At 45.0% G+C, this 15825-nt stretch carries 11 protein-coding genes; 4 read left to right on the top strand and 7 right to left on the bottom strand.

Going from position 1 to position 15825, the window contains the following annotated elements; all coding sequences use genetic code 11:
• Positions 1 to 18: 18 nt before the first annotated feature.
• Complete coding sequence (locus ACYVE4_RS13335) at positions 19 to 870, top strand: sensor histidine kinase (protein WP_461040704.1); 852 nt, start codon at positions 19 to 21, stop codon at positions 868 to 870.
• 259 nt (positions 871 to 1129) lie between these two features.
• The gene (ppsA, locus tag ACYVE4_RS13330; protein WP_461040524.1) at positions 1130 to 3598 is read left to right on the top strand and encodes a phosphoenolpyruvate synthase; all 2469 of its coding nucleotides are present in this window, start codon (positions 1130 to 1132) and stop codon (positions 3596 to 3598) included.
• Between the two features lie 102 nt (positions 3599 to 3700).
• On the opposite strand, the gene ACYVE4_RS13325 is transcribed toward ppsA, so the two are convergent.
• Positions 3701 to 3976 carry a hypothetical protein gene (locus tag ACYVE4_RS13325; RefSeq protein WP_461040523.1) on the bottom strand — a complete coding sequence of 92 codons (276 nt, stop codon included), beginning with the start codon at positions 3974 to 3976 and terminating at the stop codon, positions 3701 to 3703.
• A gap of 219 nt (positions 3977 to 4195) precedes the next feature.
• Entirely contained in the window at positions 4196 to 6556 is a 2361-nt protein-coding gene (locus tag ACYVE4_RS13320) for a phosphoketolase family protein (RefSeq protein ID WP_461040522.1), read from the bottom strand.
• A gap of 291 nt (positions 6557 to 6847) precedes the next feature.
• Between ACYVE4_RS13320 and ACYVE4_RS13315 the strand changes: the two genes are divergently transcribed.
• Positions 6848 to 7582, top strand: a complete 735-nt coding sequence (locus ACYVE4_RS13315) for a hypothetical protein (RefSeq protein WP_461040520.1) — start codon at positions 6848 to 6850, stop codon at positions 7580 to 7582.
• 9 nt (positions 7583 to 7591) lie between these two features.
• On the opposite strand, the gene ACYVE4_RS13310 is transcribed toward ACYVE4_RS13315, so the two are convergent.
• Both ACYVE4_RS13310 and ACYVE4_RS13305 read right to left on the bottom strand, forming a co-directional pair.
• On the bottom strand, positions 7592 to 8635 hold the full coding sequence (locus ACYVE4_RS13310; protein WP_461040519.1) for a response regulator: 1044 nt from the start codon (positions 8633 to 8635) through the stop codon (positions 7592 to 7594).
• Positions 8613 to 10208 (bottom strand): sensor histidine kinase, encoded by a 1596-nt coding sequence (locus ACYVE4_RS13305; RefSeq protein ID WP_461040517.1) that lies wholly within the window; start codon positions 10206 to 10208, stop codon positions 8613 to 8615. The genes ACYVE4_RS13310 and ACYVE4_RS13305 overlap by 23 nt, the downstream gene beginning before the upstream one ends.
• Positions 10209 to 10390: 182 nt before the next feature.
• Between ACYVE4_RS13305 and ACYVE4_RS13300 the strand changes: the two genes are divergently transcribed.
• Positions 10391 to 10702 carry a thioredoxin family protein gene (locus ACYVE4_RS13300; RefSeq protein ID WP_461040515.1) on the top strand — a complete coding sequence of 104 codons (312 nt, stop codon included), beginning with the start codon at positions 10391 to 10393 and terminating at the stop codon, positions 10700 to 10702.
• A gap of 181 nt (positions 10703 to 10883) precedes the next feature.
• On the opposite strand, the gene ACYVE4_RS13295 is transcribed toward ACYVE4_RS13300, so the two are convergent.
• The 3 genes from ACYVE4_RS13295 to ACYVE4_RS13285 form a co-directional block, all read right to left on the bottom strand.
• Positions 10884 to 11705, bottom strand: coding sequence for a universal stress protein (locus ACYVE4_RS13295; RefSeq protein WP_461040513.1), 822 nt, complete (start codon positions 11703 to 11705; stop codon positions 10884 to 10886).
• Positions 11680 to 12819: an alcohol dehydrogenase AdhP gene (adhP, locus tag ACYVE4_RS13290; RefSeq protein ID WP_461040512.1), complete on the bottom strand. Its 1140-nt coding sequence runs from the start codon at positions 12817 to 12819 to the stop codon at positions 11680 to 11682. Before adhP ends, ACYVE4_RS13295 begins: the two co-directional genes overlap by 26 nt.
• A 173-nt stretch (positions 12820 to 12992) precedes the next feature.
• Positions 12993 to 15692 carry a hypothetical protein gene (locus ACYVE4_RS13285; RefSeq protein ID WP_461040510.1) on the bottom strand — a complete coding sequence of 900 codons (2700 nt, stop codon included), beginning with the start codon at positions 15690 to 15692 and terminating at the stop codon, positions 12993 to 12995.
• Between the last annotated feature and the right edge of the window lie 133 nt (positions 15693 to 15825).

Raw genomic sequence — 15825 nt, 5'->3', positions numbered from 1 at the left:
ACTGAAGAAAACCGACGACTGGTTGAACAACAAAATATCATTCTTGAGCAAAAGGTCAGTGAACGTACTGCTCAGCTAAGAGCTTCTCAGGCCCAGCTCATCCAGAAAGAAAAACTGGCCAGCCTGGGAGAGTTAACTGCGGGGATTGCCCATGAGATTCAGAACCCCTTGAACTTTGTTAATAACTTCTCGGAGGTCAGTACTGAATTGGTAGACGAACTTCGGGAAGGACCTTTGCAACACCTTCCCGATTCGGAAAAAGCGTACGCTGGAGCCATTGTGAACGACCTCCAACAGAATCTGCATAAAATCTCCCATCACGGTGGCCGGGCCAGCGCCATTGTTAAGGGCATGCTGGACCATTCGAGAGGAGGCTCTGGAGAAAAGCAGGTAACTGACCTTGTCCGGCTTACCGAAGAGTGTTTCAATATTGCGTATCAGGGTTACCGTTCAAAGTATGGAGATTTTTGTTGTGAACTCCTGACCAGCTTCCAACCAGCTACATTACCCGTTCAGGTAGTTACTCAGGATATTGGCCGAGTCGTGATTAACTTATTGACTAACGCTTTCTATTCGGTTCGGGAACGAAATGCACAACAGCCGGAGCAGTATTTACCCCAAATCTGGCTTAGTATAACCCAACGGAATGGCTATGCTGAATTAGCTGTAAAAGACAACGGTACAGGCATTCCAGAATCGATCAAGGGTAAAATCTTCCAGCCTTTTTTCACCACTAAACCCACAGGAATCGGCACTGGATTAGGACTAAGCTTGAGTTATGACATCATTACAAAAGGGCATGACGGAGAAATGCAGGTAGAAAGCCAGGAAGGAAAGGGAGCCGCTTTCATTATTAAACTGCCCGTTTAAGCCGATGATAGTGATGCACGACGTGTTATATGCCTCAGAATGTTATTGTAAATTAATCGCCCGTCAAAGAGATTCTGCTTGAGGATTCCGGACTTAAGCCCAGCAGCGGCTAATCGTATTTACAGAGTATAAGAAATGTATATTAAGCGGATTAATATGATAAAAATCAGCTAGTTGACTGATAAAAATCATATGCATACTCCAGGATATAAATTTAGATTTACTCGTATTTAACCTAAACCCATAAGAAAATAAATTTATGAATACCTGGATATTGCCATTTGATCAAATTACAAATGACATGGTCCGTCAGGTAGGTAGCAAGAACGCTTCTCTTGGCGAGATGAAGGTTTATCTTAGTACGCATGGGGTGCGATTACCGCCAGGTTTTGCCATCACAACTGCGGCTTACTATGCATTTTTAAGGCATAATCAACTCAAAGAACCAATCCGACAAGCTTTAGCCGAGCTGGATATCGCTGATGATCAGCAATTAGCTTCGGTAGGCGATCACATCCGCAGACTTATTCGAAAAGCCGATTTTCCTCCCGACATTATTGCCGCCATTCAACAGGCTTATCTAGCCCTTTGCTCAAACAGTTCAACACCTATTCCGTTAGTTGTTCGGAGCAGCGCAGCGACAGTCGACTTAACAACAGCTAATTTTTCTTGTCAGCACGAATCCCTGCTTAACGTCCGATCAGAGCATGAACTTCTTCAGGCTTGTCGGAAGTGTTATACGTCATTATTCTCAGATCGAGCCATCAAGTGTCGGATCGAGCAAGGATTAGATCACCTCAATGTTGGGCTCTCCATAGGCGTGCAGCGAATGGTTCGTTCCGACTTGGCCAGTTCTGGCGTCTGTTTTACGGTTGATCCTGATTCGGGACATACCAATATTATGCTAATTACAGGGAGCTGGGGGCTTGGTGAAAATATTGTTCTGGGGAATGTGAATCCTGATGAATACCATGTCTTTAAGCCTTCAATAGGCCATCGAAATGCCTTGCTGACTCGGCGTACAGGTGAAAAATCGGATATGAAGGTGTATGCGGATGAGGCAGGTTCCCATCATGCAGTTACTATTCCAACCTCGTATCATCGTCGTCATCAATTCGTTCTCAATGACAAGGAAGTAAATCTTCTGGCTTCATGGGCCCAGCAGATTGAAACGCACTTTGGCAAGCCGATGGACATTGAGTGGGCCAAAGACGGCATCGACCAGACGCTTTATATTGTACAGGCACGACCAATAACTGCACTGGCAGATACCCAGCATCCCACTTTTACAGACTACCAACTCGACAAAGAAGGCCCCATTTTGTGTAAGGGTAGCGGCATAGGACGCCAGATTGTAAGCGGCATTGCCCGAGTAGCCTATTCACCAAATGAATTACTTGTAAATCCTGGTCAAAACAATATCCTAATCACCGACATACTTACGCCAGACTGGATTCCTTTACTCAAAACTGTATCGGCAATAATTACGAATCAGGGTGGACGAACTAGCCAGGGAGCCATTGCCGCTCGGGAGGCAGGTAAGTTAGCCATATTCGGCACGGGCAATGCCACCGACTTTGTACGGGATGGCGATCCAATAACTGTTAGTTGTACTGACTCACAACAAGGCGTAGTGTATGCGGGCGAACTAAGCTGGACGGAGTCAACCCATGACCTCAGCGACTTCCCAATGCCCCAATCTGACTGTATGCTGGTTTTCGATGACTCCTCCCAAGCTTTACGACTCAGCCAGTTACCGAGTCAGGGAGTCGGGCTGTTTCGACTGGAATCGAGCCTGGCTAACGAAATTGGCATTCATCCTACCGCCTTAGCTAACTATCCTAATTTACCCGATCCTGAAGTTGTCCATTCAATAGCTGAACGAACCGCTTACTACCCAGATAAAAAAGACTTTTTTATCGATAAACTGGCTCAATCCATTGGGTTAGTAGCAGCAGCCTTTTATCCTCGTCCTGTTACGGTTTGCTTCAGCAATTTTACCTCGAGTGAATATGCCAGGCTGATAGGTGGGTGGGCTTATGAGCCAATCGAAGACAATCCGCTGCTGGGTTGGCATGGGGCCTGCTGCTTTTACGATGAGCGCTATAAAGTAGGGTTTCGACTTGAATGTGAAGCCATTCGTCGGGTTCGAAATGATATGGGGCTAACAAATCTAAAACTGATGGTACCCTTTTGCCGAACGTTCGCGGATGGTCAGCAAGTGCTCAGCCAACTGAATAAGTATGGCCTTCGTCAACACGAAAATGGTCTTGAGATTTATCTCAAAGCTGACATTCCCAGCAACTTGATTCGGGCGCGGGATTTTGCCTGTCTCTTTGATGGATTTACGATCAGCTTGAAAGATCTTACTCAGCTGACACTAGGTATAGATCGAAACTCACAAAGGCTGAAGAACTTATTTAATGAAAATGATCCCGCGGTTCGGGACCTGATCGACATGTTATTGCAGATTGCTCATCAAACAAGCAAACCCGTTGGTATTTATGATGAGATCACTGGTAAAAACGCCGAGTTTATCGAATTTCTGATTAAAGAAGGCATTAGTCATCTTTCATTTCGCCCAGACGAGCTATTACTCGGCTTATCAGTCGTTTATCGGACTGAACAGAAAAAGCTTTTACCTGCTATCAATACGAAACACGAAGAAACTGATGGTCAGGTTTATACAGGTATTGGTTTACATACTCACGTGCACTCTGCTGCTTAACTATATTTCCGGAAGTCGTGAGAGTAAAGTTTCTATCCATACCTACTTTTCTATATTTATCGATGCCATAATTGGTAATTCAACGGCTTAACTTACAAGAAGTTACATATCAATTAGAAGTAATAGCGCGATAGTTGACTGCTCGAGCAACTGCTTAATTTCCTTCTCCCATTGAGTTAGCAGTGTGTGGTTAAGTAAGGAATTATTGCCATCAACGTCAGCATTTAGCTCCAAACTTTCATTCTCTTGGTTAAGCTGGCTAACCAGGTTGATAAATTGTGTTTGTATTTTGGTATTTACACAATGAATGTATTGATTGGCTACGCTGAATACATAATGCTCCAACAATTGGTTGAAAGGTTTGTGTATGTTTTCCATGAATTATATGAATTAGGTTGGCTACAATAAAAATTACCATGTTAATCAATGGGTAAAAATTGGAGCAAATCGGAAAACTCGATATGATCTTTATCATATACAGATATGATTTATATCAGTTAAAATATAATAATATCAATTTAGATTAATATATACCGTGAATTTATTTATGCTTATCTGCCAAAATGCTCAAAAAGGAAAATCGTAGTTCTCAACAAGTTAACCCCTCACTTCGGGCATATCTTGACCTTCTCGTCTAATATACGCTTTATGGTCAGCGAGTTTAGCTTGGCAAAATTGGGTTACAGCCTGAGTACCATCTACATTTTGAACGCATGCCAGTGCTGATAATGCCAGTTGATAGCGACTCATATTATTCAGCATTAGCATATCGAATGGCGTAGTTGTACGACCTTCTTCTATGTAACCCCGAACATGGAAGCGATTTGGATTCGCTCGATGGTGTAATAGCTCATGAATTAGCATGGGGTACCCATGAAAAGCGAAGATTACTGGTTTATCTTCTGTGAATAATTGCACAAATGCGGCCTCGGGGAAACCATGTGGGTGATCGTCGGGCGACATAAGGGTAAGTAGATCAACAATATTAACGACTTGAACTCGCAGATTTGGAATATGCTTTTTTAGAATTGACGCGGCCTCGACTGTTTCGATGGTAGGGACATCACCTGCACAAGCTAGTACAATATCTGGTTGTTCATCACCCGTATTGCCTGCCCATTCCCAAACCGATATACCCCTACTGCAATGTGCGCGTGCTTCGTCAATAGATAGCCATTGTGGTTGACAGGCTTTGTTTGCAACGATCAGGTTAATGTAGTCGCGGCTTCGAAGACAATGGTCTGTAACTGAGAGCAGGCAATTGGCGTCGGGGGGTAAATACACTCGCGCAACAGAGCTTTTTTTAGTTACCACTGAATTTATAAAGCTGGGAACCTGATGCGTATAGCCATTGTGATCTTGTCGCCAAACGTGAGATGTCAAGAGGTAGTTAAGGGAGGCAAGTGGTTTTCGCCATGGAGTTTCTTTGCTTACTTTGAGCCATTTAGCGTATTGATTGAGCATTGAATCGACCAGCGGAATAAAGGCTTCATAACAGTTGAATAGCCCATGCCGACCTGTTAGCAAATACCCTTCCAGCCAACCCTCACAGGTATGTTCACTCAAGATTTCCATGACCCGACCGTCGGGCGATAGATACTCATCGGTTTCAACCATCGGCCCCATCCAGGCCCTACTAGTTGCCTGAAATAGGGGTGTCATTCGATTCGAGGTAGTTTCATCTGGGCAAACGATTCGAAAGTTTTGAGCACTTTCATTTAAACAGAACACATCTCGCAGGTAGAGTGCGAGTGTATGTGTTCCTTCTACAGATACAGCTCCAGGTGAAGTTATATTGACGGCATAGTTGTCATAGGCAGGCAGTTCGAGGGGGATTAATAATGCTCCTCCGTTTGCGTGTGGATTCATGCCAATACGCCGATCTTCTTTAGGGCAAACACTCACGATATGTCTAAGTGGTCGACCTACACCATCGAATAGATCCTGCGGTCGATAGCTACGTAGCCAGGTTTCCAGAGTCTTAAGTTGGGATGGCTTTCCAGCAGGATCTGCGACAGGTAACTGATGGGCATGAAATGTATTTTCAATGGGCTGTCCATCGACAGCAATAGGACATGTCCATCCTTTAGGCGTTTGCAAGATCAACATTGGCCAAGCCGGACCATCATTCAACATACCCGCACGAGCACTTTTCTGAATAGTCTTAATTTTTTCATACGCCCAGTCCATGGCCTGCCACATGGCTGCGTGAACCTGCATGGGGTCGCTACCACCAACGATACGGACTTGATAGCCATAACCTATAAAGAGGTTCGTTAAAGCCTCGTTGCTCATGCGGCCAAAAATCGTTGGACCAGAAAGTTTATAACCGTTAACGTGCAAAATGGGTAACACGGCCCCCGATGTCACGGGATTGAGGTATTTGTTCGAATGCCAAGCCGCAGCTAACGGACCAGTTTCGGCTTCACCATCCCCTACGACACAAGCCACTAGTAAATCAGGATTATCGAGTGCGGCTCCAAACGCATGAGAAAGACTGTAGCCTAACTCACCTCCTTCCTGAATCTGACCGGGTGTACCCGGAACCAGGTGACTAGGCAATCCATAAGGCCAAGAAAACTGACGAATCAGATTGGTTAGCCCCTGCATACCAGGCTCGTACTGCTTGTCGAACGTACCTAACGTCCCTTCCAGAAACAAATTAGCTAATATCGCCGGGGCACCATGGCCAGGCCCCACAACTAAAAGTACATTGGCATCGGTATCCTGAATGAGTCTATTTAGGTGAGTATATACCAGATTTAATCCTGGTTGCGTTCCCCAGTGACCTAACAAGCGAGGCTTGATGTCTGTAGCTTTCAATGGGTGCTCGAGTAGAACATTATCTCGCAGGTATAGTTGAGCAGCACCCAGATAGTTGGTAGCCTGCCAGTATTGGTGCAACTGATTTAATCGTTCAAATTTTGAATTACTTGTTGACGCAATAACTTGGTTCATAATCAGTAGAGTTTTTGGCAAAGCATATAAATCAGACTATTTGTTAGCCATTTTGCCCATAAATCCATTGCCTGGATGAGGCCAGTAAAAGTGAGGTAATTCAGCGCTAAACGGTATGATACATCTCAGACTATCAGGTGATAATCCTTAGTCTTAGTAAGGAAAGCGGGGAATCTGATAAGTGCTTTTATGTATGATGGATAGAAATCAGCTTTACTTCTAACTATAGTCATGACGGAACATAGCTATGCGCAAGACCTTTGTTAAAAAGTGTAGCTGATTATCCTTACCATGAAAACGCTCATCAAACCAGCAGCCATTACAGCAATGAGTGTGGCACTTGTCTGGTTAATTCTGACCGTATGGGTCGAACGTACCGGTCCCAAGCGAAGCTGGGAGCTCGGTAATCCTAAATCTTCTCACACCGTACTGATTGTGTATGACCCTGATCCTTTTTATAATCTGGACGAGCAGATAAGTCGTTCATTTGGCAAAGCGCTGGCCGATCATGGTTTTTTTGTGCGCATTGCCAGTGTTGCAGCCCTTAACCAAAGTCCTCAACCAACCGACAGCTACGTGTTTTGTGCCAACACCTACAATTGGAGACCCGATTGGGCTGTTCGGGATTTTATAAGAAAACAAGACATCTTATCAGGAAGGCCTGTAGTGGCTATTACCATAGGATCTGGGTCAACAGAGACATCTCAAAAATCCCTGGAGAAAGTCGTTCTGGAAAAGAAGGGAGTCCTTTTGGATTCTCGTTCCTTCTGGCTTTCCAGGCCCAATGACGAAGCTCGAATAGACGAGTCCAACAGCAAAGTGGCGGTTTCTATGGCTTATCAATGGGGGGGGAAAGTGGCGGAACGCATGAAACGTCAACAATCTACTCAATGGGTAAACATGATAAGAACCAGCCTACAGGACGTAGTTCCTTATTTCGAATCGAATCGAATGGCCATTAACTACTATGAAAAACTCTATGCGCTACATATTGCTGGTAAAAATGGAAACCATTTAATAAATTGATTACATCAATTACCAATTGGCTCGACGTAGCTTATCGGGCTGGAGTACACGAATCCCAGTATTAATTATTTCAATCAGGCCACTTTGTCTGAATTCACTCAAGGTACGAATCAGTGATTCGGTAGCCGTACCAACTATGGCTGCCAAATCATCACGAGAGAGTTGAATATGGTTATTCGGCAGTTTTGTGTGCAGATCCAAAAGCGTATCAGCGACCCGTCGCCGGAGAGAGTTATACGCCATACTCAATAATTGCTGTTCACGCTCTCCAACCTGGTTCGCCAGCAGTTTAATAAATTGGTCGCTTACTTCGGAATTGACCTGCAGTAACTGCCGAAAATCATCTTTAGGGATATAAACCAGTTCTGAATCCTCTATAGTAACAGCTGAGTCGGTGTAATCGGCAGATTCAAGCAAGGCGAAGTAACCAAAAAAATCGCCGGCATTGTAGAGGCCGGTGATCAATTCCTTTCCATCCGCATTGGTTCGAATCGTTTTAACCTTGCCTGATCTTATAAAATACAGACGCATTGGTTCATCACCTTCCGAATAAATACGTTGTTTAGCGCGAACGGCATGCGATTTCCGATCTGCGGATAAACTCTGAAGATTACCCACTCGGCGAGCGTCATCCAAAAATTGGTTTAGGCCGTTCTCCTGAAGATTATAGGTCGGTCTTAAATGTTCGAAGCGGCTCAGGCGACCTTCAATAGCACTTAACAGTTCGCTTTCGTCAAATGGTTTGGTTAGGTAATCATCAGCTCCCAGTTCCATTCCTTTCCGAAAATCGGTACGCTCGGCTTTTGCCGTCAGGAAAATGAATGGAGTACCCACTAGGTGAGGATTTTTATTGAAAATATGTAGTACACCATAGCCATCCAATACGGGCATCATAATGTCACAAATGACCAAATCGGGTCGATGAGCCAGCGCCTTTTCAACGCCGACTTTACCATTTTCGGCTGTATAAGCTGTGTATCCAGCCAGTTCCAGAATTTCTGCCGTATTGTCACGGATTTCGTCATTGTCTTCAATCAGTAGAATGGTTTTCATAAGGAAGTATTACGGTTACGGTTGTTCCTCGGTTTAACTCACTTTCCAGCGACACTTCACCACCCATTAAAGCTACATAGCGACCTACTATATGCAGTCCCAAACCTGTACCAGCAATATTAGTGGCGTTTTTAGCCCGGAAAAAGCGCTCGAATAAATGTTGCTGATCATTGGATGAGATGCCTATTCCTTGATCCTGTATCGACAAGATTAATTGGCCTAGCAGACAGGTTGCCCGAATAATTACAACTGTTCCCGGCCCAGAATATTTGATCGCATTTGAGAGTAGGTTGTTCAACATTTTGCGCAGCATCGAGACATCAAGCCATATGGTGTTTATGCATGAAAGATGCGTTTGCACAGTTTGATTCGGCTTAAGCATTCCTTGAAGATCGGCCACTGTATTAGTCACTAATTGCCCAACATCGACTTCATTAGATTGGACGTCCAGTTTACCTTCCTCCAGTTTGCCAACGGACAGAAATTCTTCAAGAATATCTGTTAGATGCTTGACTGATGACCGAATACGATCCAAGTGTTTCTGCCGTTTATCCTGCTGATCGCCACCGGGATATTTTTCAATCAAGTTGGTTGACGTTAGAACGGTTGTCAGGGGAGTACGGAATTCGTGTGACGCCATCGATACAAAGCGGGATTTTAATTCGCCTAATTCTCGTTCAGTAGCCAGCGCCTTTGTTAAATCCTCTTTTGATTTTTCTAGTTGACTAAGCGTACTGAGCAATGCCTGTGTGCGATCAATTACTTTCTGTTCTAACTCGGCATTCAGACGCTCCATCTGCGCTTTCTGCTCAAGTAGCTGCTTTTCAGCTTCTTTTTTGATCGTTATGTCAATAATATAGGCAACAGCGTAAAGTTCACCTTCCAGGCGAAAATAACTCAAACTTACTTCAACCGGAAATACCGATCCATTTTTTCGTTGGGCATATAGATCTCGATTGTGGCCCATTGCCCGAACTTGGGGATTGTCGTTGAAGGTCTTACGAAGTTTTTCATGGTATTTACTAACGCCAGTAGGTACAACGGACTCAATGTTATCGGCAATCAATTCACCTTCTTCGTAGCCGAACAATTGATTGGCCATCTGATTAGCCGATACAATATGCCCCTGCTGGTTGCAGACGATTATACCAATTGTAGCATTGGCGAAAATAGCCTCATTGCGTTGAGTATTGTTTTCCAGGGCTTTTTCCATCCGATGCAATTGATCCAGGTTTGTTATACGTAACAAAACCAATTGGCCGGATGGGAACATCGTCAATTTAAGTCGCCCCCAGAATGTTTCGCCATCATAGCGAATGATTTCTGTTTCTTCTTCATGGTACCCATTCTGCACTAGTTGTGCAATGGTCTGAATTTCCTCCTCATAGGAAAGAGGTTTACTTCGAACGGATGGATTGATCTGGTCTAACAAGACCTGCTCTGATGGATAACCCAGCAACCGAATACCAGCCTGGTTGACCCGAATGTAGCGATCTTGCTGGATGTCATACACGCTTAGGAAATCGTTTTCCTGCTCAAATAAAAGGTTGGCTAAGGCATTGTTGGTATTCATACAGTTTACAGTCTTACAGCGGGGCGGGAAAGGCCAGGTTTGCTCAGCAAATTACACTATTTTACTAAACGAATAAGAATCAGGCTTTTCCGTGAGATTCGTCAGCCCATATGTCTGGCGAGATGGTCATTTTTACGATACGTATCGTAAATACCATTTGTGCCGTTTAAACTCGTTCCAGTATGAAACTTGACGATTCCCCTCTCATTCAGATTCCTGCCGGAGCGAGCGCTCTACTAATTTTTATGCCAGCCCCCAAAAATAGCCCTCCGTTGCGGACAGCCCTGATCAATCTGGCCGATTCACTGCAAAAACAGTTTGGCGAGCAGGTACGAATTCTGAAAATAGAGCAAGATGCTTTGCCAGAGGTTTTTCAAGGTTTTGCTGTTACCCATATCCCCACACTGGTATTGATACGAATGGGTATCGAACGATGGCGTCAGGTGGGCATGCCTGATAAAACATTGCTGACTCAACTCTCAAAGGTTCTATAAGAAACCTATTTTTTGATTTGTCTACGTTTCCTAAATGTACGTTTTTTAAATCAGCAACGACAGCCAGTGATTTGAATAGGCATTGCCTAATTCATGTAGTTGAAAATGATCGCAAACTATACAGCGCCCTATGGTATAGGACGCTGTATCAGTTCTAACGGTCGCCAACATACGTAAGCTGTTAAACGACCGCCAGTAAAGGAATGTCAGTTAAACGGGCCATACGCTCGGTTTCGCCCTCTTTGAACAAGTGTGTAAACCAGTTATGCGCTTTGGGCAGCATGATGAGCAGGTCAGCCTTATTCAAATGCACAAAAGTCAAGAGTGCTTCATAAATATCCTGACCAGCTAGTATAGTTAGTGTGTGAGGGATATCTGCCATTAACCGTCGGATATGCTCGGCCTTATGGTGTACAGTTTCCTTAATTGGACCATCATAAATGCACACTATATCGACCACACAGTCTAATTGTTTAATAAACTGCAAGGCTTTATCCAACACGATTGCATCAGGTGGCATATCCAGATCAATACCCAGCACAACATTCGTCATCGTATTATACTCCACCGATGGGGGAATCAGTAGCAAAGGCACATTGGTTTCGGCCACCATCTCAGTAGCCATACTACCCATCAGCTGAGCGCTCTGGGGAGCCGATCCGACCGTAGACATAATCAATACGTCAGCTTTTTCGGCCTGAGTTACCTCACGAATGGAGGGCATTGCAAACCCTTCCTTGGTGATACACCGGATTGGCACACCAATTCCGTAACGTTGATGTAGTTCATTTGCCAGATGGTTAAGAGCTTTCTGGCTTTCCTCATACATGACCTGAGAACTGAGGGGAAAATTAGTACCTATTTCGGCAGGATTTGTAGGCCAAAAATGAAAGGTATTCACCAGAATTAGGTCTGCTTTTTGTGCCTGCGCTAGTTGCATAGCGAAGTAAGCCGCTCGGTTCGCATTGGGCGAAAAGTCAGTAGCAACAACGATTGTTTTCATGAGTCAATAAGAAAGGGGTTCGTTTGGCTTCAACAGCTTCCGATGTCTGATTAATCTGCGAGCTTGTCTGCAATGCTGGTTCCACATCGGATATACGTAACACGACCCGGCCATCAATCTTCCCGGCAGCCATATCGGTTAGCACCTGATTAATATGATCTAATTGATCAATATGGTAATGTACATGGATTTTCCCCTGAGCAGCCAACTCCAGACTCTCAACTAAATCCTGCCGGGTTCCCACAATAGATCCTCGTACCGTTTTACGGGTCAGGACGACATCGAAAATGTTCAAGTCAAAATTACCAGGAGGCAGTCCGACCAGCGATAAGGTACCTCGTCGGCGTAGCATACCGACAGCCTGGGCAAAGGCAGATCGTGAAACCGCCGTAACCAGTACCCCATGAGCGCCCTTTATTTGCTGTTGGATCGTCGTAACTGGATCTTCCTTTGTAGCATTGATTACGATTTCAGCCCCTACACTTCGAGCTAATTCTAATTTATCCTCCTGAATATCGACGGCTGCTACACGCATGCCCATCGCTTTGGCGTACTGCACAGCTAGGTGCCCTAAGCCGCCAATCCCTGAAATAACCACCCATTGACCCGGCTTTACTTCCGTTTCTTTCAGCCCCTTATAGACCGTAACACCTGCGCACAAAATAGGAGCAGCTTCCTCAAATGACAACGAATCAGGTATGTGGCCAACATAATTAGGATCGGCTAAAACGTATTCCGCGTAGCTTCCCTGAACCGAATAACCCGTATTTTGCTGATGCTCGCACAACGTTTCCCATCCCGTAAAGCAGTGTTCACAATGCCCACAGGCCGTATAAAGCCAGGGTATGCCCACGCGATCACCTAGTTTCACCTGCGTTACGCCTTCGCCCACGGCGACAACGGTGCCCACGCCTTCATGACCGGGAATCAGTGGCAGGGTTGCTTTTACGGGCCAGTCGCCATTAATGGCATGTAAATCGGTATGGCATACGCCACAAGCGGCTACCTTCACCAAGATTCGACCGGGTATAACTTCCGGAACTGGTACTTCCTTAATCTGAAGTGGCTGTCCGTAGGCTCGGGCAACGGCAGCTTTCATCCTTTTTGGTATCATGGTTTGTTCTAGCTATGAATCGAAATGACGTAACAATTCGTATTCAATCGATCAACTTGAGTATAACAAAAGTACCCTGAGTTGCCAGGTAGAGACATGACTTACATCAGATTTTGGGAAAACAATGGTCAGCTAAACACCTGATTCGCAAGCTAAGAAACCTATGTTCTAGGTTAGTTTTTAATGATTCGAATCGACTGCTTTTGAGTAGCGGTTATTGCCTGCAATACCAAAATCCCTGAGGGAGCCTGACCCACTCGGAACATCTGTTGCTCCTGCCGACCCGCCTGCTCGATCCACCGACTCTCAACCACCTTGCCTGCTACATTCGCCAAGATAAGCTGAAGCCCTTGAGATTCGGCTCCCTGAATCAATACTCTAAATTGATCCTGAACAGGATTACCCAACACCGTTAGGCTCAGCGCTACATGGTTTTCTTCAACGCCCAGACGCGCCCATCCACAGGCGGTTTTTAAGTCCCACACGTATATGACAGTGGCCCCACTCTGACGTGCCAGTAAGGTAAAGGGCTGTACATCATTGACCGTGCGACTCTCTTTGTCCACATACTGATTGGGGTTAGTTGTCCAGTCCGTGATGCCAAAGGCCATATACTCAATAGGAGAGCCATCACCCCCTGAGGTATTGAAGTGGATGGCGCCCGTGTTACAATTATAAGTCGGAGCTAGTAATTGCAAAGTAGTTGTTCTGCCCTGGCAGTAAGTCCGTAAATCCCAATTGTAGCTGACGACGAGGCCACTCTGCCGAGCCCAGATTGTGAAGGGCGACACATCCTTGGCGGTCCGGCTTTCTGTGTCGACAAACTGATCCGGGTTTAAAGTCCAGCCAGTGATGCCAGCGGCCATGAACTCGATGGATGAGCCATCGCCACCAGTTGAATTAAAATGAATGGCCCCGGTCTGGCAATTATAAGTTGGCTGGAGGAGGGTTAAGCCACTAGTCGGGTTCGAATTAGTGACAATGATGCGAAAGCTGGTGATGACGGGCCTGTCGGGGAAAGCAGCTGTACTGGCTTTGATTGTCACTATATAGACTCCCTCTTTGTTTGGCACACCTTGAATGATGCGAACTGGATTTGGTGTAAAGCCTGGTACCTCCTTAGAAAATACGTATAAGCCTTCGGGTAATCCCTCAATCTGAAATAACCAACCGGATAGATAACCCTCGACAAAGGGAGTGGGATCAGCAAAGTAGAAGCCAACGTTAAAGCCACCGACAGGCAAGGGTTGTCTCACCATCAGGAATTGATCAGGGATCGGCTGAATCAACAGTGGCGGTTTGGGCGTAACGACATTAGTACAGGCGGCTTTCAGTTTAAAGGTATAGCTAACACTAACATCACCTTGAGACGCGGTAATGAGAATATCTTTGGGGTCATTTCGGAGTTCATACTCCACCATACCAGAGCTGCTGGTGGGCGAAACACGGGTAATACCGGGAGCCGTGAACGTAATAGGTGAACCATCCCCCCCTTTGGTGTTAAAGACAACAAAGCCCGTTTGACAATTGTACGTGGGAGCGAGTAGGGTGAGTCTACTTGGCGGAGTTGGATTAATCGTTATTTGAAAGTCATTACTCTGAGCTATAGGTTTGCTGCTAACAATCCTGATCTTATAGGAATTGTCTGGGCTTAGATCAGGGATGGTTCCTGTGATGGTGCCGCTCTCTCTGCCTTCCATACTGGTAATTTCATACGAATTGTTGTTTTTATCTACTACAAACAAGCTAAACACATTACCTGGTCCAAATGCGTCAGAAAGAGCAAACGATACTTCGATCGTATTGCCCGGATAAAAACTAGTCGCACTAATACTGCTCAACTGGATTAAAGGCGTGCTTTCTGGGAAGACAATTTCTACATCATTAGTTGAGTTTTCGCCGTTTCTGAAGTAGGCATTCTGAACGTCATACAAGGGCATCCATTTATACACCGTCACCGAATTATAAACAGCTTTGATTAGAAAATTACAATACCTCATCGTCCAAGGATATCCCTTGGTGGCAGGCTGATAAGGATTTGAAGAGAATGAATAGACACCATCAGAATCGGTCGAACCACCACCAATTGGAATATAGGATACTTTGTTGGAAAACCACTCTACTGGATAGATGGTCAACGATACGTTACTTAAGATTGATCCGTGAGTGCTAACGGCCTTGATGCCTAATTTACTGGGAAATGGCCGTTTAATCCATTCATCACCTTGAATGTAATCTCCTCCTGTGGAATTCAGTAAATTGACGGTATATTCATCCCAAGTGATATTGCCATAAGGATAATTCATGACAGAGTTAACTGGCTCAAAAGTCTCCCCATTTACTGGATTCTTACTACCCTCAACACGCATTCCGTAGATGTCAACCGCTCCTCGCGCGTGACCAAATTCGTGGGTTAATCCATCGGTAGCACCTGGGCCAAAAGGGCCACTGGCGAACACGTTGTTTGCTGGCCATTTATGGTAGATTGTCTGATAGTCTCCTAGCCATCCGCCCCCTTGCGCAGTGGTTGAAAAGCCATCAATAACAACACAATAGTCATAATTCGGGTGTGGCCTGAAAATTTCAAGGTTTGTCGGTCCATCAAATATGTATATCGAATCAACCCTGAAATCGTAGATACCATTGAAGTTAGTAGAGCTGTTAAAATTAGCGTTAACAACTGCCATTTGCTCTCGGACGATCTGATCAATCGGCTTCGAAAGCAATGATTGGTGAAAGTCAGCGGTTTGCTTCTCAACGGCTACCACGACCTTAAATGTCCAGCTTGGTTTAGCCCAGAGCGTAAAGCTAAAGCCCATCATGAGTAGGGCTAGCCAACCAGTTTTCAAAAAATGGGGGAATGATACGTTCATAAGAACCCTTCTTATTGGTTAGTTGTCCTGCAAAACAACTAAAGGTTACTACCAATAATTATGATCCTTATTCGGATAAAAGCTGATAATTATAGCCTTTACATATGACGTTAATCAATTGATCGACAAGGTA

The organism is Spirosoma harenae (genome assembly GCF_054776975.1).
The sequence above is the reverse complement of the archived record's forward strand: the minus strand, read 5'-3'. Positions and strand labels throughout refer to the sequence as shown.